We start from the raw sequence: 21,098 nt of genomic DNA, 5'->3' as shown, positions 1-21,098 counted from the left end.
CTGTAATAGCACATTCAAATACTCCCCTTGGGATCTCGATGCTCGTCCGACCGGGCCTCGATCGTGTCGAGGAAGCTGGCGGAATGACCCGCGAGACGCCAGTTGAGCTCCTCGGATTCAGGCTCGGTGGCTCCTGAACCGCCGTACTGGGGAGACTCGCTCGACCAGGCCAGATGCCAGCGCCTGGATTCGGGGGGCGCGAGCAGGGGCTCGGTGACGACCTTCAGGTTCAGCTCCGGCCCCAGGTTGACCAGCAAGAGGCGATCCTCCCCCCCGCCCTGCGGGGAGAAATAGCGGATGACGAACGCCTCGGGCCCCAGCACCGCGCCGTCGATCTCGCCCTGGCGGTGGCCGCCGCGCAAGGTGGCGTCGTCTCGACGCAGGCGCAGGAGGTCGCGATGCATGAGCAAGGCCTCGGCATGCACGCCCTCGCCTCGCTCGGAATGGTCGAGGATCGAGCGCCGGAAGATCGCGGGGTCGTTCGGCAAGGGGACCCTCGCCTGCATCTCGGGGGTGGCCAGGCTCGGGAATTGCCGGAAGAACTTGCGCCGGCCTTCCAGCACCATCGCGGCGATCTCGGGATTGAGATCGCAAAAGTAGAGGAACGGGCTGGACGCGGCGAATTCCTGCCCCTGGAACAAGAGCGGCGTGCCCGGCCCGAGGATCAGGGCGGCCGTCAGGGCCCGGAGCCGCCCGCGCGAGGTCAGTTCGGAGAGGCGGTCGCCCCTCGCCGAGTTGGCAAGTTGATCGTGGTTCTGGAGGTAGACTATGAAGGCCGACGGCGGCAGGTCGAACGTGGGAGTCCCCCGGCGCTTGGACTGCCGCAGGTTCCACTGCCCCTGGTAGAGCCAGCCACGCTTGAGGACCGAGACCATCTCCTGGGCATTCCCGAGGTAGTCGCCGTAATAGGCCTCGCGATATCCCGTGGCGGCGACCATCGCCGAGTGGTGGAAGTCGTCGCTCCAGATCATGTCGAACCCACAACCCCCGGCCGATTCCGGGCGGAGCAGCCGCGCCTGCTGCGGCTCGCTCTCGCCGACGACCAGGACCCTGCGACCCGGCGCGGCGGCTCGCACGGCGGGCGCGATCTCCTCGACGATATGCGGCTTGGACTCATCCAGGAGGCTCTGGGTCGCGTCGATCCGCATCCCGTCGAGGTGGAACTCGGCGATCCAGTATCGAACATTTGCGAGGATGAATTCGCGGACCTGGGTCGATCCGGCCTCGTCGAAGTTCAGGGGCTCGCCCCAGTCCGTCATGAACTTCTTCGAGAAATACTTGGGCGTGATTCTCTTCAAGACATTGCCGTCCGGTCCCAGGTGGTTGTACACCACGTCCAGGATCACGGCGAGGCCGAGGCGATGGGCCTCGTCGACGAACCGGCGCAGGTCGTCGGGATGCCCGTAGCCGTGGAACGGCGCGAACAGACAGACACCGTCATAGCTCCAGCCGAACCGACCCGGAAACTCCGCGACGGGCATCAGTTCGAGCACCGTGATGCCCAGATCCGCCAGGTACGGCAGATGCTCCTGCGCGGCCGACCACGTCCCCTCGGGCGTGAAAGTGCCGGCATGCAACTCGTAAAACGACCTCGGTTCGTCCACACCGGGCCCTTCCCACGCCGCGTCCGTCCAGGGGAAGGCCGAGGGGTCGATCACGGCGGAAGGCCCGTGCGGCCCCTCGGGCTGGAACCGCGAGGCCGGGTCCAGCATGAGGTCGCCGCCATCCAGGCTCAGCCGGTAGTGCGTCCCCGCGCCAGCCTCCGATGCGAAGCCCGAGAAATAGCCGTCGCGTTCGGCCTTGAGGGGGACGCTCTTGCCGGCCCCGGGACCGGCCTCAAGCACGACGTTCACCCGCGAGGAGTCGGGCGCCCAGACCCGGAAGTGCACCCCGGAGCCTGGCCGTAGCTCGGCCCCGACCGGTATGCGCCGACGCCAACGATCGCCGCGGGCAGGATCGCGCGAGCCTCGAGGAGCCGGCATGCGCGTCTTTCCCTTCGTCGCCATGTCGCGCTTCCTTCTGCGACGGTTCCCGGAAGGGGAATCAGTAGATGACCAACCTGATAGGAGTGGGCTGCATCTCTTCGAGACCATTCACCCCACCATCAAACACGGCAAATGTAATACCAATTTTCAAACAAGCACCCCCCGAAGTCATTCGACTCCCGACGCGACGACCAAGCTCAAACCTCGTCAGGGGGCGACCGTTGACTTTTTGTCCGACCGGTCAAATAATCCAGGCAGGTCGCATTTCGGCGAAGAAACGTGCGAGGCGAACACAAGAAACGAGGGTGAGACGATGTCGAGCGATTCGAAGGGTCGGGTGGCTTTGGTGACGGGTGGGAGTCGCGGGATCGGGGCGGCGATCGCCTATCGGCTGGCCGAGGATGGATTCAATATCTTCCTGACCTATCAGAAGTCGAAGGAGGCGGCGCTGGCCGTCGCCGAGAAGATCAAGGGCTTGGGCGTGGAGGTCGAGGCTGTGCAGGTCGACGCCGGCGACCCCAAGCAGACAGCCGCGGCCGTCGACCAGGTCGTCAAGCGGTTCGGCCGGCTCGACGTCCTCGTGAATAATGCGGGCGTGCTCGAGGGCGCCACGCTGACCGACGCCACGGACGAGCAGTACGAGCACACCTTCGCGGTGAACGTCCAGGGGGTCTTCGTCGCATCCAGGGCCGCCGCGAAGGTGCTGCCCTCGGGAGGCCGGATCATCAACATCAGCAGCGTCCTGGGTGAGCGCGTGCCCTTCCCCGGTATCGGGATCTACAGTGCGTCCAAATTCGCCGTGAACGGCTTCACCAAGGGCTGGGCACGCGACCTCGGGCCGAAGGGGATCACCGTCAATGCCGTGCAGCCGGGCCCGATCGATACCGACATGAACCCCGCCAACGGTGAAATGGCCGATTCTCAGAAAGCCCAGACGGCCGTGGGCCGGTACGGCACCCCCGAGGATATCGCCGAGGCCGTCGCCTACCTGGCCTCCCCAAGGGCCCAGAACGTGACGGGCTCATGCATTACCGTCGACGGCGGCATCATCGCCTGACATCTCATGAAGTCATGCGGCTTGAAAAACGTGATTTTATGCCGCGATAAAAACCATAGATTCCTTCGAGGGCGAGGGCCACGTGCCCTCGCCCGGCCTCGCGCGCCGGCCCGGAACTTGCTCGGGACGACTCTTTCGTCCATGCTGGGATGATAAAGGGGATCGGTCTCGAAGGGGGAAGCAGGCGGCAATGCGTTCCGGACGACCTCGCGGATTCGAACGGCAGGAGGCCATCGACGCGGCGCTCAAGGCATTCTGGGAGCAAGGCTTCGAGAATACTTCCATGGCCGACCTCGAGCGTTGCGTGGGGGTCGGACGCCAGAGCCTCTACAACATCCTGGGCGACAAGCGCAGCCTCTTCCTCGAGGCGCTCAAGCGCTACATCGAGCGATTCTCGCAGCCGCAGATCGATCTGCTGCTCCACTCGCCGACGCCAGACGAAGGGATCCGTCGATGGGTGGACGAGTGGCTCCTGCGCACGCCGCCGCCGGCCTGCGGCTGCTTCGTCGCGAACACGCTGGCCTCGCCGCTCGCCTCCGACCCCGACGTCCGCGCCATCCTCGAAGAGCACCTCACGCGATTGAAGGACGCCATCGAGGGTTCGATCGTCGCCTTCCAGGCTCGCGCGAACAGGACGACGGTCCTGGAGCCGAGGGCCCTCGCCGAGACCCTGATGGTGCTGCACCAGGGGCGCGGAGCCTTGGCCAAGGTCGCCACGCCCGACAACCAGGCCTTGAGGCAGACCGTGGAGCATCTCCTGGGCGGTTGCCTCTGAGCGCGGTCTGCGTCATGGCTCCCGAGCGGGACGGCCGCTCCGGTTCATGAGGTCCCTCAAGGCATACTTGGCGGCCGTCGCGACCTCGCGGCGAGCGTCGTGGGTCGCCCGATTCAGGCGGTCGACGCTGGCATCCGAGCCCATCCGACCGAAGAGGCGGCAGGCCTCGGCGCGAGTTTGGGGATCGCTGTCGGAGAGATAGGCTTGCACCGCGGGCTCTCCGTCGGCGCCGAAGGCCGTCAGGGCATGGGCCGCATCCGCGCGAGATTTGGGATCGGCGAACCGTTTGGCGATCGGCTTGATCGCCCGAGGGTCCTTGAGCTGGGCCAGGGCCCGATAAGCCGCGCGGCGTACGAAGTGACTCTGGTCGTCAATCGCCGGGATCAGCGATTCGACCTGGGCGGACGTCCCCCAGGTCCCCAGGGCCTTCGCGACGCCCGTCCTCACGCCGGTACTCGGGTCATCGAGCAGTTTTTCGAGCACCTGCGCCAAATCGTCCTGACGCTCGGGGATCGTGACCGAGCCGGCGAGCCTCGCGAGCGTCGTTCTGCGAAGCCTCTCATCCTGCCCATAAAACAAACATTAGTTAATGTTATCACATTTTCAAGAAACATAGGTGCATTACCAGCAACCGGAGGCTGGATGGCCTGGACAGGAGCGGGATCCTCGGTCTCGAAAGCCGCTCTCGACGAATAATGCGGCCTTGATATATCACCAATAAATCGAGGGCCAGACCCCGAGGACGCACAATACGTTTGTTGCATACGACCGCCGCGCGGATCGGGCCTTGCCTTGGAGGATTCAAGTCGCGGACGCACCGGCTACGTCTGCACCGAGGCCATCGACGTTGGTCGGCTGATGGGGCGCGCGACTTCGCACGATCGAGAAGCTGGGACGTTGGCACGACGCCCGAGGTGGGGGAAACCTCGGCTCATCGCACGATGGTTGGGGGGGAGTCGTTATGGCATGTCGTTACTTTTAAATGACAGCGGCATGTCCACGCGGCCATTCCCTACATCCCTGAAAATCAGGAGGGAAATAGCCAAGGCCGTCATCTCATTCTTTCTCAAAAAGAGTTCCTTATTTAGGAGTTACGCGGTCATGGAAGTTTGTACAAGGGTTGAGCGATATAAGCCCTGACGGCTCCCCGGATGATTTGTGCCTTGGCCTCGTACCAACTCACCCCGGTGGCATAGAAATGACGCTCCAGCCGCAGGAAGGCCCGGATCGCCATCCCGATGTGGTTGCGCTGCGCCCGACCTACCCGGGCCTGGCATCGCTCGACCCCGCAGCACTGCTTCAGGCCCCGGTGATAGTTCTCAATCGCCCACGTCCGCTCGGCCAGCACCAACCGCGTCAGCTCGTCCATCGCCAGGTCGTCGGTCGCCCAGTGCTCAGTGTCTCCGTCTCGGGAGACGATCCTGAAGACACGAATCAGGCCGTAACCTTCCAGATGGACGATCGTGCCGGCGGCCTCGATCGCCGTCTCGCCGACGGCCTTGTTGCCCTGCCGGTTGAGGTTAACCCGGCGATTGATCTTCAGCCGCGTCAGCCAATGCCAGTTCAAGCCGCGGATCAGCTTCAGATTCTCCAGGGCACTGTACCAGCCGTCGAAGGCGACACAGTCGGGGGCGAGACCCCGCGACTTAGCCGCCCGGAGCATGTTGCGGAAATGGTCGTTCTTGGTCAGCCCGTCGTGCTCGTGGTCGTAAATCCGGTAGTCGCAGGGGATATGGCGGTCGCCGTCGGTCCACAGCAGGGTGGTGAGGTTGATGCCGCGGACGACGGCGTGGTGCTTCCCGGACCAGTGTCGGCTGACCAGGTCGATCTTATGGGCGTAGGGCTTATCGAGGGTGGAATCGTCGAGGACGAGGAGGCCTCCCTTGAGGGAGACCAGGGGGCGAGCCTCGGCCCACAAGGTCTCGGGATCGGGCTCGAGGCGGCGGAGGAGCCGGGTGAAGGCATCGTGTGCGGGGGCGTCCTGCGACTCGGGTTGCACCTTGGCGGCCTCCGTGCAGGCGAAGGACTTGGGGCTGGCGATGAGGAAGTCGATGTAGTTCGTATCCTGACATTTAACATCGTTTTTCATAAATCCCATCATACCAGCCGAGGCCGCCCGACCCTCCATGGACGCAAGGCCACTACTGCGTAACTCCTATTTATTAATCTAAATAGTTTTTCTCAAGTTATTTTAATTGTTACGCAGCCTTATCCCCCTATTACCCGGACGTTGATAGGAGAACGCGGCTCCCTCGGACTTCTTCCCGAGAAATCCGGGAGTCACGGAGTGATGAAATTCGGACGAGGTCCGATGGGGGACGGGCCAGCTTTGAAGGGTGGTTCGCGGCGGGAGGTGGAGGAAGGCGTCGACGAATTCCTCCGGCATGCGGGCAGGAGCCGAGGAGGTAGCCATCTCGAAGTCGAGGACTACCGGACCCCTGCGCAGGCCGAATGCCGGAGGGCTTGAGAGGAACCTGTCAGGCCGAGGCCCACGAGCGAGGATGCGGCGCTTCGGCCCACTCGTCGGCGAAACCCGACATTCCCTTGCCCCTGCCCTTGATGGGGTAATGGTCGCGATAGACGACGGCGATGGACAGCAAGAACAGCGGGAACGTGACGAGATAGCCGATCCCGAGCAGCAGCATGCCCCCCAGGTGCGTGATGATCGAAAGGACGAGGAAGAAGAGTGTCGCCGTCAACCAGTCACGACTGAGCATGTCCCAACTGTCGCCGATGGCCTGGAGGCCTGTCCGCTTGCCATCGATCGCCAGCGGGAGCGCGAACATCAAAACCCCCGATACGACCAGGCCGGGGAGAAAGAAGAAGAAGCTCGCGACACCCGCGATCAAAAAGAAGAGGTTCAGCGAGACGAGAGAGGGCCAGAACGTCTCGTCGATGGTGAAGATCTCGCCGATCGACGCCCTGCGGCCATCCACCTGCGCGATCGCCATGCGAGCCAGCCCGGCCACGATCAGATTCGTAAAAGCAGAACCGCAGAAGACACCCAGCAAAATGGCCAGGATCACGCCCGGGAAGCCGACGACGGCGACCATCATCAGGCCCAACGTGCCGATGGCTATCCACATGGCAACGGAGAAGACAGGGATGACCAAGCTGCAGACGATGAGGGCGAGGAGCCAGTGTCCCGCCTCATTGCAATACAGCGACCACGCCCGGCCGATGGCGTCGAAGCGGACGCACGGGCGGCCCCCGAACGGCTCGCTCGGGCCGTAGGCCGGCCCCGGATAAGCGGGCACTTGAGGGGCCTGATACGGGTTCGGGAGCGGGGTGATGTACTGGGGCGGGAGCGGCGGGATATTCACGCTCCGCGGCTTCTCACGCGGGGCCGGCCCATACGCCGGTGCTGGAGCGACCGGGATCGGCCCGGCGGCCTCGAGCGTGGGGACGACGATCTTCGTCCCGCAGCCTGGGCATTTCCCGGCCCTGCCCGCCGCGTCGTCACTTACCGTTAATTTCTTGCCACACATCCCATTCGGGCAGACGAATCGAATCGCCATGATCGTCTCTCATCGGCCGATCCAGGGGAGGCCGCTCGGCGGGCCTCCCTCCCGGGCCGTCGAGCGCCGCGTCGCCGAGAATCGCAGCGTTTTCATGAATTTATGATTCAGTCGCCCAAACCGCTGGACGGTCCATACGTCCAATTCTCCCCATCGTCGCGCGGATCGAACCTCGTTATGAAGTATTGAGCCGCAGTCCCTTCGGAATCGTCCTGGCCTGATCGCGGACGCGGGGGGGTTGAGACCGTTGTCGGGGCGTGCGACTTCGCACGTTCAAGCCATCGGGCGCAAGGGACCGACATCCGAAATGAGGGAATCCTCGGCTCATCGCACCGTTGGCTTGAGCCGTTATCGTACATTTTCACGTTTCAAACAACAACGGCATGTCGAGTCGGTTCCCGCCGCCAGCCCGTCAAGAAAGGCCGAGCGAGTGGGGCAATAACGTCATTGCCGCCTTCCTAAAGAGCTTCCTACTGCTACCTGATGCGCCGAGGCCACTCGCATGAAGACTTCCCCGGCAACTCCAGAGGCATCATTTCAAGAAATCCTCCAAACTCGCGATCCGAGGCGGTAGATTCCTCACGATCCGACGTTATCCAGGAGATGACCATGGCCCGCAGCCTCTCCTCGTGCGAGGCGTTGTGATCCATACACGGCGGACCTTCCGTCGCACCCTCTGATGAATCAAGGCCGAGGGAGGCAGGGCGCATGCTGGAAGGCATCGAGGACATCGACTGGGGATCTCTAAAACATGCCTACGGATCTGCGAAGCATACTCCGACCCATATCGTCAAGCTGGCATCCGACATACCGGCCGACTGGCTCGAGGCGATCGATGCGCTGTGGGCGACCATCAACCATCAGGGGTCGATCTATAGCGCGACCTCGTACGTGGTGCCGTTCCTGATCGAGCTGGCGGGGGCACCACGTACGGGGTCGCGAGCAGATCCTTGAACTCCTGGCCAGCATCGCGTCGGGCCGATCCTATCTGGAAGCCCATGAACCGTACTCCTTCCGCGGCAAGCGCGACACGCCCGAATTCCAGGCGATGCTGGCCGCGGAGATCTCCCAGATCCGCAGTTCGTGGGCGGCCGTCTGGCGCGGCCTCGACCTGTACCTGGCGCTCCTCACGGACGAAGAACCCCGGCTCCGCCTCTCGGCCGGATACACGATCGGCACGCTCTGCCAGATCCCCCGGGATGGATGGCCGGAGGAGAACCGCGAGGGGGACGGGCTCGAGACGATCGTCGCGGCCGTGCGACGCCAGATCGCCCGGGAGACGGACGAATTGGCCAAGGCCGGGCACCTCTTCGCGCCCGGGGCCCTGGCGGGCCAGGCTCGAGGTGCCGCCGAGGAATTGCGCCGGCAGCTCGTCGACCCGTCGAGCCCCCCGTGGAGTTGGCAGCCGCGATGAACCTCGCGGCGAATCCCGAGTCCGTGCCGGTCGAGGCCATCGACGCCCTGACCCGGTCGCTCATGCTTGGGGAGGAGATCGAAGCCACTTTCAGGATGGACGAGCCATCCGGCGAGGATCGCCATCATCCGCCCGATCAGGCCGATCAAGGCGCCGGCTTTCCAAGCCTCGAGAACGATGATGACGACGATATCGTCGCAGACGAATCCTTCCGATTCCCGTGGATCGATAGTTTCTAGGAGTTACGCAGTAGTGGCCTTGCGTCCATGGAGGGTCGGGCGGCCTCGGCTGGTATGATGGGATTTATGAAAAACGATGTTAAATGTCAGGATACGAACTACATCGACTTCCTCATCGCCAGCCCCAAGTCCTTCGCCTGCACGGAGGCCGCCAAGGTGCAACCCGAGTCGCAGGACGCCCCCGCACACGATGCCTTCACCCGGCTCCTCCGCCGCCTCGAGCCCGATCCCGAGACCTTGTGGGCCGAGGCTCGCCCCCTGGTCTCCCTCAAGGGAGGCCTCCTCGTCCTCGACGATTCCACCCTCGATAAGCCCTACGCCCATAAGATCGACCTGGTCAGCCGACACTGGTCCGGGAAGCACCACGCCGTCGTCCGCGGCATCAACCTCACCACCCTGCTGTGGACCGACGGCGACCGCCATATCCCCTGCGACTACCGGATTTACGACCACGAGCACGACGGGCTGACCAAGAACGACCATTTCCGCAACATGCTCCGGGCGGCTAAGTCGCGGGGTCTCGCCCCCGACTGTGTCGCCTTCGACGGCTGGTACAGTGCCCTGGAGAATCTGAAGCTGATCCGCGGCTTGAACTGGCATTGGCTGACGCGGCTGAAGATCAATCGCCGGGTTAACCTCAACCGGCAGGGCAACAAGGCCGTCGGCGAGACGGCGATCGAGGCCGCCGGCACGATCGTCCATCTGGAAGGTTACGGCCTGATTCGTGTCTTCAGGATCGTCTCCCGAGACGGAGACACTGAGCACTGGGCGACCGACGACCTGGCGATGGACGAGCTGACGCGGTTGGTGCTGGCCGAGCGGACGTGGGCGATTGAGAACTATCACCGGGGCCTGAAGCAGTGCTGCGGGGTCGAGCGATGCCAGGCCCGGGTAGGTCGGGCGCAGCGCAACCACATCGGGATGGCGATCCGGGCCTTCCTGCGGCTGGAGCGTCATTTCTATGCCACCGGGGTGAGTTGGTACGAGGCCAAGGCACAAATCATCCGGGGAGCCGTCAGGGCTTATATCGCTCAACCCTTGTACAAACTTCCATGACCGCGTAACTCCTAGTTTCCTCCAGGGGAAATTGATCGGCCTCCTCTGTGCGTTGCCCCGCGAACACTTCGACCGGCTCCTCCCGGCGCTTCTCTCCGCCCTGCACGATCGGTCTCCCTACCGTGTCGACAGCATTGCGGGCCCGATCCTCTCCTACCTATTCGAAGGCGGGAAGCTATCGGCAACGGCCACCGTTTCGGATCTGACTCCGGCGCAACGGGCCGCGCTCGAGATCCTGGTGGACATCGATGAGATGTTCGAACCGTCGAACGGCAACTGCCATTTCGCCTTCATGAACGTCGGGCTCTCGCATTCTCGCTGGGAGTGGGAACGCTTGCTCGACCGGCCGGGCTGGAGGGCCGACACCGAGGAGCATATCCTCGCGAAGCTCGACCGATTCATTAGGCATTCGTCCATCGACCGGATCACGAAGGAGGTCAAGGCCCCGGCCCCGGAGCGGCTTACGTTTCTGAATCTCGATTGCATCTTCCACGGCGATGCCTACCTGCCCTACCTCGGCCCATTCAAGAAGCTCGAGGTCCTCAGGCTCTGCCAGAGCGGGGTCACGGACGCCGGGCTCCAGTCCTTGCCCGACCTGCCCGAGCTGAGAGAAATCTACCTCAACGCGACCTCCGTGACCGACGCCGGGGCGGCCGCGCTGGCCAGATTCCCGAAGCTGGAGATCCTGTTCGCCACCAAGACCGGGATCACCGACGAGGGGATTAAGGCCCTCGCGCCGACTCTCCCGAGCCTTCGAAAGCTGGTCTTGATCGCCACGGCGGTGACGGATGCTTCGGTGGATGCCTTATCCAACATGATGATGCTCGAGGAATTGGACCTCTGCCAGACAGCCGTGAGTGCGGAGGGGCTCGAAAGGTTGCGACAAGCTTTGCCCAAATGCAAGATCCTGCCGTTGGGCCGACCTGCCCCCTGTGCGAACACCGAGCCGGACGCGAATGACGACGACGACATCTGATCGCCCCGCATTGCGACGATCGCAATCCTCAAGGTCAACGGACGTCGCGACTTGACCAAAGCCGACGGACGGTCGATAATTGCATTTAATGGAGTCGCCCACTAACTGCGGGGGCGTTGATCGATGAGGCTGTTGCGTCCGGCTCGACGACGAGGTCTGCACGCCACGGGGGTCATTTTCATGATCTTCGGGATGGTGCATACTCCGTTACCGCAGCCCGACTTCCACAATATCCGCCATCACGACTCCGACGGCCAGATCTGCGAGTATCACGACCACCTGCTCCGCTGGCATCCCCAGGCGGGCATGGCCGAGGATGTGGCGATCCTGCACTGGCACTGGTTTGTCCCCTCCGCCGCGGACCCCGCGGCCGATGATCCCGGCTCAGGGCTCGCGATCCACGCCCACATCTCCGACTGGTTCACCTCGAGCTGGGACGAAGCCCCTCGGATCGTCGCCGACGATTCCTCGAGGCTGATCGGCCGGCTGGCTCTGACAGCCCCGATCTTGTTTGCCCCGATGCTCTCGCTCCAGGATACCCTGGTGCCGAACGTATCCGACCCGGGGCGCTCGGCCGCAACATGCGCCGAGATTGCGCGCACTCCTTCCCTGAATTCCCTCCTCCAGCGCTGGGTTTGCTGAGCCCAACCTGATTTGCCGCCGTGGACCCTGGCCCGCCTTCGTTGGGCCTCCGTCCCGCGTCAACGCCAGGTCGTTCATCCAAACTCACCGAATCGCCCCACGCATTCGTCTCAGCCTCATGGCATGAGCCCACCTGGGCTCGTTGAGGACGCGCGGGAGGAGACATCATCTCATGTCGATCGTCCTGTTGAAGCCGAACCAGCAAAGCCTGAAGTCGGCCCTGCCCTGGGTCGCCCTGGGCCTGAGCCTGATCGTTTTGTCATCGACGGTGCTCCTGCACGAGACGCTCTTTCATCGTCAGTCGCTCTCGGCATCGACCAGCCGTGGGGCAAACCCGGCCGGTCCCGCCCCCGAGGCCAAGGCACCGACCCCGGCGCCAACTCCCGGCAAGAACGTCACACTGGCCGAGGGGAAATGGAAGACGGCCGGCATCAAGATCGAACCGGCCACCATCGTGATGGTCGCGACCGAGGTCGGGGTCCCGGGCAAGATCGAGGCGAACCCGGATCGCCAGGTGGCGATCCGCCCGAGGTCGGCTGGGATCGTCCGCGAGGTCAATGCCACCCTCGGGCAGAAGGTCAAGCGAGGGGACGTCCTGGCGGTGCTCGATAGTCCCGACCTGGGAACGGCCCGGCTCAATCTCAAGGGTCGCCAGATCGAGCTGTCCACCGCGCGACTCGAGCTCGACTGGAAGCGAGAGGTGGCGGCCAACGTCGACAGGCTGATCCCCGAGATCCGCAAGGGGGTCGCGGCGGCGACCATCCAGCAGGAGTACGCCGAGAGGCCGCTGGGGTCCAACCGCGCCCTCCTGATCCAGGCGTATACCGAGTTCGAGATCGCCTCGCATGAGGCCGAGAAGACCGGGAACCTCCGCCGCGAGCAGATCGTCGGAGAGCACCCGGCCTTCCTCGCCCAGCACACACGCGAGGGGGCCCAGGCCAAGCTCGAATCGGTTCTCGAGCAAGTCCGATTCGACTCCAAGCACGAGCAGACCCTGGCCGAGCAGAAGGAGCGGCTGGCCGAGGCCGCCGTGATCGACGCCGCCCAAAGGCTCAGGATCCTGGGGGTTCCCGAGGATATTGACAGGGTCCTCGCCCAGGCAGGCAAGGTCGCCGCCGAGAAGTCGACCGGCGAGGACGTCACCGGATACAGGGTCATGGCCCCATTCGACGGGACGATCATCTCCAAGACCGTCGTGCCGAGCCAGAAGGCCGAGATCGCCGACGTGCTCTTCACCCTCGCCGACCTCTCCACCGTCTGGGTGATGGCCAACGTGCCCGAGTCGGATTTCAGCCTCCTGCCGATGCTGAAGGCCGGCACCTTCCGGATCTCGGCCGCGGCGTATCCGGGCAAGTCGTTCGAGGCCAAGCTCCTGTCCATCGGGGCCTCGGTCGACCCCACGACCCGCACCGTGCCGATCATGGCCGAGGCCCGGAACCCCGAGGACGTCCTCAAGCTCGGGATGTTCATCCGCATCACGCTGGACAGCCCCAACGCCGCGGAGTCCCTGACCGTCCCCGCATCGTCGCTCGTCGAGATCGACGGCCAGCAAGGCGTCTTCATCCCCACGTCCGAGGACGGGCGGACCTTCGCCTTCCACCCGGTCAAGACCGGGCGTGAGGCCGGCGACCGTCGCGTGATTACCTCGGGGATCTCCGCCGGGGCCAGCGTCGTCTCGCATGGGGCCTTCCTCCTCAAGAGCGAGCTGATCCTCCAGAACGAGTCCGACGAGGACTGAGGCCGCAGACCCGGTCACGCGCCAGCGAAGACCGGGCCCGCGCGCCCACACCCATCGCCGAGCCCTCTCGACCCGCCCCGCGAGGCCGTTGGATCCATTAACTCATGCTCAACGCACTAATTGAAGGCTCTCTCAAGAACCGGTTCATGGTCCTCATGGGGACCCTGCTCATCGCCGGGCTCGGCGTCTACTCGGCCCTCAACCTGCCGATCGACGCGGTGCCCGACATGACGAACGTGCAGGTCCAGGTGATCACAGAGGCCCCCGCGCTGAGCCCGCTCGAGGTGGAGACGCTCCTGTCGTTCCCCGTCGAAGGGGCGATGAGCGGCCTGCCCAACGTCGAGCAGATACGCTCGATCTCGAAATTCGGGATCTCCGTGGTGACGATCGTCTTCCACGAAGGGACCGACATCTACAGGGCCCGGCAGCTCGTGGGCGAGCGGCTCGCCAAGGCGAAGGACGCCATCCCCGACGGATACGGCACGCCGAGCCTCGGGCCGATCGCAACCGCCCTGGGCGAGGTCTTCCAGTTCCAGATCAAGGCGACCAAGGAGGCGAACATCTCGCCGATGGAGTTGCGGACGATCCTCGATTGGTTCGTCGCCTATCAACTCCGCGGCGTCCCGGGCGTCACCGAGATCAACTCACACGGCGGCGAGTTGAAGACGTACCAGGTGGCGCTCGACCCGGACAAGCTCGCGGGCTACCAGCTCTCGATGACTCAGGTGTTCAACGCCTTGCGCTTCAACAACGCCAACGCCGGCGGCGGCTATCTCGTCCACGAGGGGGAGGCACGATACATCCGGGCCGAGAGCCAGGCCCACAACGCCGCCGATATCGAGGCGATCGTGGTGGACGAGCGCGACGGCGTCCCGGTGACGATCTCCGACATCGCCACGGTCCGCCCGGCCCCGATGATCCGCGCCGGGCTCGTCACGCGAGACGGCCAGGGGGAGATCGTCACCGGCCTGGTGATGATGCTCATCGGCGAGAACTCGAGGCTCGTCGTCGAGCGCGTGAAGGAGGAGATCGCCAAGCTCCAGGCGAGCCTGCCGCCGGGCGTCACCATCGAGCCCCTCTACGACCGCACGCACCTCATCGAGCAGACGCTCGACACCGTGCTGCACAACCTGGCCGAGGGGGGCGGGCTCGTCATCGTGATCCTGCTGGTCTTGCTGGGGAACATCCGGGGCGGCCTGATCGTCGCGCTGGCGATCCCGCTCTCGATGCTCTTCGCCGCCAACATCATGCTCGGGACCGGCGTGACGGCGAGCCTCATGAGCCTGGGCGCGATCGACTTCGGGATGATCGTCGACTCGAGCGTCATCATGATCGAGAACTGCGTCCGGAGGCTCTCGCACGAAGGCGGGACCCGGCCCAAGGTCGACATCATCCGCGACGCCGCGATCGAGGTCCGCAAGCCGACGATGTTCGGCGAGTTGATCATCGCCATCGTCTACCTGCCGATCCTCGCGCTCCAGGGGACCGAGGGGAAGCTCTTCCGGCCGATGGCCCTGACCGTCATCTTCGCCCTGGCCGGCTCGATGGTGCTCTCGCTCACCTTGATGCCGGTTCTCGCCTCGCTCGGCCTGAGCGACAAGACGGAAGAGAAGGAAGTGTTCCTGGTCCGCATGCTCAAGTCTGTGTATGAGCCGGTCCTCGACGCGGTGATCCGACGCCCGGTGATCGCCACGTTCCTGGCGATCGCCTTGATCGGCGTCAGCGTGCCGGTGGCATTGGGGCTCGGCGGCGAGTTCATGCCGAGGCTGAACGAGGGGGATCTCCTGATCGAGGCCGTGCGCATCCCCTCGGCGTCGCTCGAGGGGGCCGTGCCCGCCTCGACCCGCATCGAGGAGATCGTCAAGAAGTTCCCCGAGGTCCGCATGGTCTACTGCAAGACCGGGCGGCCCGAGATCGCCAACGACGTGATGGGGGTGCACCAGACCGACGTCTGGACCCTGCTCAAGCCTCAGTCAGAGTGGCGGCCCGGCCTGACGCGCGACGCCCTGATCGAGGAGATGGACAAGGCCCTGTCCGAGAACGTCCCCGGCGTCAAGTTCGGCTTCAGCCAACCCATCGAGATGCGAGTGAATGAGCTGGTGGCCGGCGTGAAGAGCGACGTCGCCGTCCTGCTCTACGGCCCCGACCTCGACGTCCTGCGCCAGAAGGCCGGGGAGATCGAGCACGTCCTGGGCCGAATCGCCGGGGCTCAGGACATCAAGACGCCGACCTCGGGGCGCCTGCCGATGCTCAAGGTCTCCGTCCGCCGCGATCAGCTCGCGCGCTACGGGATCAAGGCGGCCGACGTGCTCGAGGCCGTCTCGGCGCTCGGCGGCACGACGGTCGGGACGGTCTTCGAAGGGCAATACCGCCACCCGATCCAGGTCCGGCTCCCCGAGGCCTGGCGCAACGACCCGGACAAGATCCGCTCGATCCGGATCGTCGACCCGAGGGGCCGGCCGATCGAGCTCGGGCAGCTCGCCGATATCACGTTCGAGGAAGGGCCGAGCGAGGTCGAGCGCGAGAACGTCCAGCGCCGGGCGGTCGTCGGGGTCAACGTGCGCGGCCGCGACATCGCCGGGTTCGTGGCCGACGCCCAGGCGGCGATCCGCGACAAGGTTAGCCTGCCCCCCGGCTACATCCTGCGCTGGGGCGGCCAGTTCGAGCACCTGCAGACGGCCTCGAAGCGGCTCCTGATCGTCGTGCCGATCGCGCTGGTGCTCATCTTCCTGCTGCTCTACAGCACCTTCAACTCGCTGCGGCTCTCGAGCCTGATCTACCTGGCCGTGCCGATGGCGGCCACCGGAGGCGTCTTCGCCCTGGTCGTGCGGGGGCTGCCGTTCTCGATCTCGGCGGGGGTCGGCTTCATCGCATTGTTCGGAGTCGCCGTGCTGAACGGCCTCGTCTGGGTCAGCGCGGTGGAGCACCTCCGGCTCGATGGGATGGAGCCGCACGCCGCCGCACGAGAGGCCGCCGTCGTCCGCCTCCGCCCGATCCTGATGACGGCCCTGGTCGCCGGCTTCGGGTTCATCCCGATGGCGATCTCCACCACCCCGGGCGCCGAGATTCAGCGCCCGCTCGCCACCGTCGTCATCGGCGGCCTCATCACGTCGACCCTGCTGACGACGCTGGTCCTGCCGGCGATCTACCCTTGGTTCGCCCAGAAGCAAACCGCCGAAGAGATGCCTGCGTGAGTTCTCAACAATGCTTCGATTTCCACATCCCTTGGAATGAGAAAGGCCTCGGCCGGCGAAGATTCCGGCCGAGGCCTCGGGAGATCAACGGGCCGACGGCTTCTTGAGCGGACCGGCGGGGTGCTGCCCCGCGAGCCTGACCGGCGTGTTGGCGACGCGGACCGCCGTCCTCTGCCGGCCGGCCGCCAGGCCGAAGATATGCGCCGGGGTCAGACGCGGGCGGACCTGCGTGAAGACGCCGCTGTGGACGGCTCCCACGGGTTCTCCCCCCTGCCCGTCGTTGCCCGGGCTGGCCGTGCCGACGACCGTCTGAGGGGCGAAGATCCGCCGATGCACCGCGTCGAGCATCGCGACGAAGTCGCCCCCTCGCTCGCCGTTGCCCGAGGGGAACTTGCCGTAGAACTCGCCGTCGAGGGCGTTGCCGGCCACGTCGCGCACGCCTTCGCGATTGCTCGGCCCGAAGGACCGGATCGTGAAGGTGTAGAAGCCCCCTCGCAGGCTCTTGCCGCCGTTGAGCGTCACCGGGACCGTCACGGGGGCCGTCGGGTCGGAGGATGACGAGGGCGTCAGCTCCGTCACGAGGTACGTGGCCGGGGACGTGTGCGGCTTGGTCAGGGAGTAGTTGGACGAATCCACGAGCGTCGAGGCGTTCATGCCCGAGCGCTCGTCCCGATACACCACGTCGATCTGGCCGTTGAGCCGGTCGAAGAAGACGTCCGTCACCTTCGGCCCGACCGTGTCGATGATCAGCGCGCCCTGCGCCGCGTTGGGCAGGAGCGTCACCGGGCCGGAGTGGGTGTGGCCGAACTGGTCGACGGCCGAGGCCGTGATGACGTACTGGCCGTCGGCGAGCAGGCTCGACGTGACCTGCCAGTTGCCGTCGCCGCCGGCCGTCGCCTGGCCGATCGGGCGGGTCAGGCCGCCGGTCAAGGGGGTCGCGAAGACGGTCACCACCGAGCGCGGTTCCGACGTCCCCTTGAAGACGGGGTGATTGACGTTGGTGATCGCGTCGGTGCTGGAGAGCCCGCTGTCGCTGGCCGTGTCGAGGGCGCCGGTCACGACGATCGGGTTGTCGACGACGGTGGCCGTGTTGGTCAGCGTCACCTCGGAGCCGCCTTCGTCATCGATGCGGACCAGCACCGTGAAGTGCCCGGCGCCGCCGTTGACCTTCGAGTCGGCATACGTGTGGCCGCCGAAGACGTTGAAGGTGCCGGGGGTCGCCCCCTTGGTGATCGTCCCGAACGTCGGCGCGGTGCCGTCGCCCCAGTCGATCGTGGCGCGGAAGTCGGACGCCGGGGCGTTCACGTTCGCGTCGGAGAACGTGCCCACCAGGCCGTTGAAGATCGGGGCCCCGAAGACCGGCACGGGATAGATCGGCGACTCGATCGTGTTGATCGGCACCGCGGGCCCGGCCGTCAAGGGCGCGTCGGCGACGTGGACCAGCGAGGTCGCCGTCGTCCGGCTCCCGCCGGTGTCCCTGATCGTCACCGAGAGCGAATATTCCCCTTCCTCGGCGTACGTGTGGTTGCCGAAGACGAGGAACGTCACGCCGTTGGGCGACCCGGTGGCGACGATCTGAGTGGCGGCCGAGGTCGTGCCGTCGCCCCAGGCGATCGTCGCGGTGTAGTCGGCCGGGACGCCGCCGGGCGCCAGGTCGGTGAACGTGGCGACGACGACGCCCTGCGGCAAAGTCGACAGAGGCAGGCCCTCGACCCCGGAGACCGCCGCCCCTTGAGAAGCGAGCGGGGCGTCGGCGACCGTCGCCGTGGTGGCGATCGTCGCGGTGCCGCCGGCCGTCGAGGTGATCGTCACCGGCGCGGTGCCGCCGGTCGGGGTGAAGGTCCGGCTGCTCCCCTTGTCCGTGATCGTCGCCGAGACCGGATAGGTGCCGAAGGTCGCATACGTGTGGGTGCCGCGGACCTCGAACCCGGCCGTCCCCAGCGAGACGATCGTCCCGGCCGTGGTCGTGCCGTCGCCCCAGGTGATGGACGCGGTGAAGTCGGCCGGGTTGGCGAAGAGGGTCGGCGGGACCGTGTCGCTGAAGGCGAACGAGCCGATGACCACGTCCTGCGCCTGCGCCCCCTCGACGGCCTTGACCGGCGTCGGGGTGCTGGTCAGGGCGTCGGTCGAGTTGTAGATCTGGATCTGCTGGATGGCGGAATAGTCGACGGGCAACTGGCCGGGGATGGAGACGGTCGTCGCCGTCGCGACGGCGCTCGTCACGGCGACCCCCTGGGCGTTGATGACCAGGGTGTTGTTGCCCGAGCCGCCGATGGCATTGATGGCCGTCAGGCCGGTTGGGGTCGAGGGGTTATTGATCGTGATCGTGTCGTCGCCGCCGATGCCCCGCAAGGTCAGCGAGGGCTTGTTGGCGAAGGTGATCGGCTCGGTATTGTCGACCGCCACCAGGCCCAGGTTGGGGATCAATCCCTGGCTGTAGTTGATGACGTTGTTGGCATTCGTGCCGATGACAGTGAGGGGGGCCGGCACGAGGCTGAGGACCGGTGCGAGGTTCTGGAAGAAGACAGACTGGATGCTCGCGCCGTCGATGATGACGTCGCTGCCCGAGCCGGGGTTCGTCAGGACCGTGTAGGTCTCGCCGTCACGCGTGGGTCCGCCCGACTGCGTCAGGCTCAGGTCGTTGATGCCCAGGCCGCCGTCGTAATGGATCCCGCCCGAGACGTCGAAGAGGCCGGCGTTGCTGTTGACCTCCAGGTGGTCGTTGCCCGCGCCAGTGTTGACCGCGAGCCACTGGAGCCCGGGCGCCGGGGTCGCGGCGATCCTCACGTCATCGTCGCCGTTGCCGGTGTTGATCGTGAGGTTCGTCACGTTCGAGAAACTGAGCGGGATCAAGGGGAGCGAGCCGACCGTCGCCCTGACGCGATCTTGCCCCGCGACCGGGCTATCGAGCACCACGCTGACGCCGCCGTCCGGATGGTTCACGGCGAAGTTGGTCACGTCGGTCACCGCGACGGTGCTCGCGTCGGTGAATTCCTGGAAGTCGATGACGGTGGACCCGACCTGGATCGTCCCGCGCCTGTCGGAGCCGTTCGCCAGGCTCGGCTTGTCGTAGATGCTCGGGGTGTACGAGCCCGAGATGGCCCCCTTGCCGTTGATGATCAGCGAGTCGACCTTGCCGGCCGAGTCGCCGCTCCACGAATCGCCCCGGACGAGGATGCTCGTGCCGAGGTCGCCGTCGATGACGAAGCGGTCGCTGCCGTCGCCGCCATCGATCACGATCGGCCTGGTGATGTCGATGATGTAGGTATAGTTGGCGGTCGCCTGGCCGGGGATGTTGATGGGCGTCGTGTAGCTCGCGCCGGAGTCGGAGAAGGGCTGGACAGTGACGGTCGCCGTCGTGGGGCTCGACTTGGTGATCGTGATGATGTCGTTGGCGCCCGAGCCGGTGACGTACGAGACGTTGCTCCCGCCGATGCCGGGGTCGGCGACCATGTGGTCATAAGGGGTGGGGGACGACGTCAGGAAGCTCGTGTCCGTGTTGATCGGGTACGAGTTGGTGCCCGCGTCATACTTGGTGTTCGCCACCATCGGCAGGCGGGAGAAGACGGAGAACCCGCTGAAGGACGTGTACGACATCGTCTCGGAGCTGCTGTAGATGTCGAGCTGGTCCTTGTAGGGGCCGACCGAGGCCCTCGGGTCGGGGTTCTCCCCCGAGTCGTTGCGCCAGACGTGCGTCATGCCGAAGAGGTGCCCGGCCTCGTGGGCGATGGTCTGGCTGACCTTGTTCTCGGAGTAGTCCGAGCGCAAGAGCGAGAGTGCCGTGCCCGCGTGGGTGTTCTGGCCAGCCTGGCTCTTGTCGAAGTCCAGGCCGCTGGCGATCCCGCCGTAGCCGTTGTCGACGAACTGGGTGGGGTCAGTGGTGGAGTCGGCCGTCGTCCCGTTGATGATCGCCTGGGCGACAAAGACATAGCTGTCGTGCCCGTCGCCGCTGGCGGCCAGGGTGTTGGACACGTCGTCGAAGTTGGCGGCGGCCGCGACCGACTTGCCGTTGATCGTGATCGACGTCGAGGTCAGATCGATCACCGTCACGTCGAAGGGGGCGTAGACCCGCTGGACGATGGCGTCGATCGTCGCGCGGGCCTCGGCGATGCTCGTGCTATAGAGCGCCGAGCTGTCCGCGCCGTAGAAGGACGCGAACGAGTTCAGGATCAGGGGCGTCCCCGCCGCGTAGTTGTTATCGGACGAGTCGCTCAACTGCGGCCCGTTGATGTTGATCCCGGTGCCGGACGTGTGGCTCAGGAGGGCATCCGTGGTCACGCCGGCCCCCTGTAGGGTGCCGCCGGCGAAGTTGTCGCCGTAGTCGAGATAGAGGTAGGCGTGCAAAAGCGTCCGTTCTTCCAGCGCCTCCGCGAACAGCAGGCAGGTCATCTGACGCCGGGACTTCCTTCGACGGGCGGACGAAGGCGCAGGCCGAACGGCCTCGCCGAAGCGCGGGGAGGAATGAGCCATGGTGCGGAGTCTCGTTTCGGATGCGAGGAGAGGG

General features: G+C 65.4%; 15 protein-coding genes. 10 read left to right on the top strand and 5 right to left on the bottom strand.

The window, feature by feature from the left end:
* Positions 1 to 14: 14 nt before the first annotated feature.
* Positions 15 to 2,006, bottom strand: a complete 1,992-nt coding sequence (gene treZ, locus ACOYYX_RS02745; RefSeq protein WP_422928403.1) for a malto-oligosyltrehalose trehalohydrolase — start codon at positions 2,004 to 2,006, stop codon at positions 15 to 17.
* 292 nt (positions 2,007 to 2,298) lie between these two features.
* Between treZ and ACOYYX_RS02740 the strand changes: the two genes are divergently transcribed.
* Both ACOYYX_RS02740 and ACOYYX_RS02735 read left to right on the top strand, forming a co-directional pair.
* Positions 2,299 to 3,042 carry an SDR family NAD(P)-dependent oxidoreductase gene (locus tag ACOYYX_RS02740; RefSeq protein ID WP_422928402.1) on the top strand — a complete coding sequence of 248 codons (744 nt, stop codon included), beginning with the start codon at positions 2,299 to 2,301 and terminating at the stop codon, positions 3,040 to 3,042.
* 190 nt (positions 3,043 to 3,232) lie between these two features.
* Complete coding sequence (locus tag ACOYYX_RS02735; protein WP_422928401.1) at positions 3,233 to 3,817, top strand: TetR/AcrR family transcriptional regulator; 585 nt, start codon at positions 3,233 to 3,235, stop codon at positions 3,815 to 3,817.
* 12 nt (positions 3,818 to 3,829) lie between these two features.
* Here ACOYYX_RS02735 and ACOYYX_RS02730 read toward each other — a convergent pair whose 3' ends face one another.
* The 3 genes from ACOYYX_RS02730 to ACOYYX_RS02720 form a co-directional block, all read right to left on the bottom strand.
* Positions 3,830 to 4,300, bottom strand: coding sequence for a HEAT repeat domain-containing protein (locus tag ACOYYX_RS02730; RefSeq protein ID WP_422928400.1), 471 nt, complete (start codon positions 4,298 to 4,300; stop codon positions 3,830 to 3,832).
* 616 nt (positions 4,301 to 4,916) lie between these two features.
* A complete protein-coding gene (locus tag ACOYYX_RS02725; RefSeq protein WP_422926728.1) occupies positions 4,917 to 5,945 on the bottom strand; it encodes an IS701 family transposase in 1,029 nt (342 codons plus the stop codon).
* Between the two features lie 349 nt (positions 5,946 to 6,294).
* Complete coding sequence (locus ACOYYX_RS02720; RefSeq protein WP_422928399.1) at positions 6,295 to 7,335, bottom strand: hypothetical protein; 1,041 nt, start codon at positions 7,333 to 7,335, stop codon at positions 6,295 to 6,297.
* Positions 7,336 to 8,043: 708 nt separating this feature from the next.
* Between ACOYYX_RS02720 and ACOYYX_RS02715 the strand changes: the two genes are divergently transcribed.
* The 8 genes from ACOYYX_RS02715 to ACOYYX_RS02680 all read left to right on the top strand — a co-directional run bounded on the left by ACOYYX_RS02715 (position 8,044) and on the right by ACOYYX_RS02680 (position 16,594).
* Positions 8,044 to 8,289 (top strand): hypothetical protein, encoded by a 246-nt coding sequence (locus tag ACOYYX_RS02715; protein WP_422928398.1) that lies wholly within the window; start codon positions 8,044 to 8,046, stop codon positions 8,287 to 8,289.
* A gap of 94 nt (positions 8,290 to 8,383) precedes the next feature.
* Positions 8,384 to 8,749 (top strand): hypothetical protein, encoded by a 366-nt coding sequence (locus ACOYYX_RS02710; RefSeq protein ID WP_422928397.1) that lies wholly within the window; start codon positions 8,384 to 8,386, stop codon positions 8,747 to 8,749.
* Positions 8,746 to 8,988, top strand: a complete 243-nt coding sequence (locus ACOYYX_RS02705) for a hypothetical protein (protein ID WP_422928396.1) — start codon at positions 8,746 to 8,748, stop codon at positions 8,986 to 8,988. The genes ACOYYX_RS02710 and ACOYYX_RS02705 overlap by 4 nt, the downstream gene beginning before the upstream one ends.
* Positions 8,989 to 9,015: 27 nt before the next feature.
* Positions 9,016 to 10,044 (top strand): IS701 family transposase, encoded by a 1,029-nt coding sequence (locus ACOYYX_RS02700; protein ID WP_422926728.1) that lies wholly within the window; start codon positions 9,016 to 9,018, stop codon positions 10,042 to 10,044.
* 253 nt (positions 10,045 to 10,297) lie between these two features.
* A complete protein-coding gene (locus ACOYYX_RS02695; protein ID WP_422928395.1) occupies positions 10,298 to 11,020 on the top strand; it encodes a hypothetical protein in 723 nt (240 codons plus the stop codon).
* Between the two features lie 123 nt (positions 11,021 to 11,143).
* On the top strand, positions 11,144 to 11,662 hold the full coding sequence (locus tag ACOYYX_RS02690) for a hypothetical protein (protein ID WP_422928394.1): 519 nt from the start codon (positions 11,144 to 11,146) through the stop codon (positions 11,660 to 11,662).
* 172 nt (positions 11,663 to 11,834) lie between these two features.
* The gene (locus ACOYYX_RS02685; protein ID WP_422928393.1) at positions 11,835 to 13,400 is read left to right on the top strand and encodes an efflux RND transporter periplasmic adaptor subunit; all 1,566 of its coding nucleotides are present in this window, start codon (positions 11,835 to 11,837) and stop codon (positions 13,398 to 13,400) included.
* Positions 13,401 to 13,504: 104 nt separating this feature from the next.
* Entirely contained in the window at positions 13,505 to 16,594 is a 3,090-nt protein-coding gene (locus ACOYYX_RS02680) for an efflux RND transporter permease subunit (RefSeq protein WP_422928392.1), read from the top strand.
* A gap of 84 nt (positions 16,595 to 16,678) precedes the next feature.
* Here the strand turns inward: ACOYYX_RS02680 and ACOYYX_RS02675 are convergent, their stop codons facing one another.
* Positions 16,679 to 20,983 (bottom strand): Ig-like domain-containing protein, encoded by a 4,305-nt coding sequence (locus ACOYYX_RS02675; protein ID WP_422928391.1) that lies wholly within the window; start codon positions 20,981 to 20,983, stop codon positions 16,679 to 16,681.
* Between the last annotated feature and the right edge of the window lie 115 nt (positions 20,984 to 21,098).

Origin of the sequence: Singulisphaera chitinilytica (assembly GCF_049331405.1) — a bacterium.
Classification (GTDB): Bacteria; Planctomycetota; Planctomycetia; order Isosphaerales; family Isosphaeraceae; genus PoT.
Note: the sequence above shows the minus strand (reverse complement) of the source record. Positions and strands in the feature narration are given on the sequence as shown.

What these genes read in the sequence shown, in the direction of transcription:
- ACOYYX_RS02725 (WP_422926728.1), bottom strand. Translation starts at nt 5,945, where the DNA reads ATGGAGGGTCGGGCGGCCTCGGCTGGTATGATGGGATTTATGAAAAAC.
- ACOYYX_RS02690 (WP_422928394.1), top strand. Translation starts at nt 11,144, where the DNA reads ATGAGGCTGTTGCGTCCGGCTCGACGACGAGGTCTGCACGCCACGGGG.
- ACOYYX_RS02710 (WP_422928397.1), top strand. Translation starts at nt 8,384, where the DNA reads ATGCTGGCCGCGGAGATCTCCCAGATCCGCAGTTCGTGGGCGGCCGTC.
- ACOYYX_RS02675 (WP_422928391.1), bottom strand. Translation starts at nt 20,983, where the DNA reads ATGACCTGCCTGCTGTTCGCGGAGGCGCTGGAAGAACGGACGCTTTTG.
- ACOYYX_RS02685 (WP_422928393.1), top strand. Translation starts at nt 11,835, where the DNA reads ATGTCGATCGTCCTGTTGAAGCCGAACCAGCAAAGCCTGAAGTCGGCC.
- ACOYYX_RS02715 (WP_422928398.1), top strand. Translation starts at nt 8,044, where the DNA reads ATGCTGGAAGGCATCGAGGACATCGACTGGGGATCTCTAAAACATGCC.
- ACOYYX_RS02720 (WP_422928399.1), bottom strand. Translation starts at nt 7,335, where the DNA reads ATGGCGATTCGATTCGTCTGCCCGAATGGGATGTGTGGCAAGAAATTA.
- ACOYYX_RS02740 (WP_422928402.1), top strand. Translation starts at nt 2,299, where the DNA reads ATGTCGAGCGATTCGAAGGGTCGGGTGGCTTTGGTGACGGGTGGGAGT.
- ACOYYX_RS02680 (WP_422928392.1), top strand. Translation starts at nt 13,505, where the DNA reads ATGCTCAACGCACTAATTGAAGGCTCTCTCAAGAACCGGTTCATGGTC.
- ACOYYX_RS02695 (WP_422928395.1), top strand. Translation starts at nt 10,298, where the DNA reads ATGTTCGAACCGTCGAACGGCAACTGCCATTTCGCCTTCATGAACGTC.
- treZ (WP_422928403.1), bottom strand. Translation starts at nt 2,006, where the DNA reads ATGGCGACGAAGGGAAAGACGCGCATGCCGGCTCCTCGAGGCTCGCGC.
- ACOYYX_RS02705 (WP_422928396.1), top strand. Translation starts at nt 8,746, where the DNA reads ATGAACCTCGCGGCGAATCCCGAGTCCGTGCCGGTCGAGGCCATCGAC.
- ACOYYX_RS02700 (WP_422926728.1), top strand. Translation starts at nt 9,016, where the DNA reads ATGGAGGGTCGGGCGGCCTCGGCTGGTATGATGGGATTTATGAAAAAC.
- ACOYYX_RS02735 (WP_422928401.1), top strand. Translation starts at nt 3,233, where the DNA reads ATGCGTTCCGGACGACCTCGCGGATTCGAACGGCAGGAGGCCATCGAC.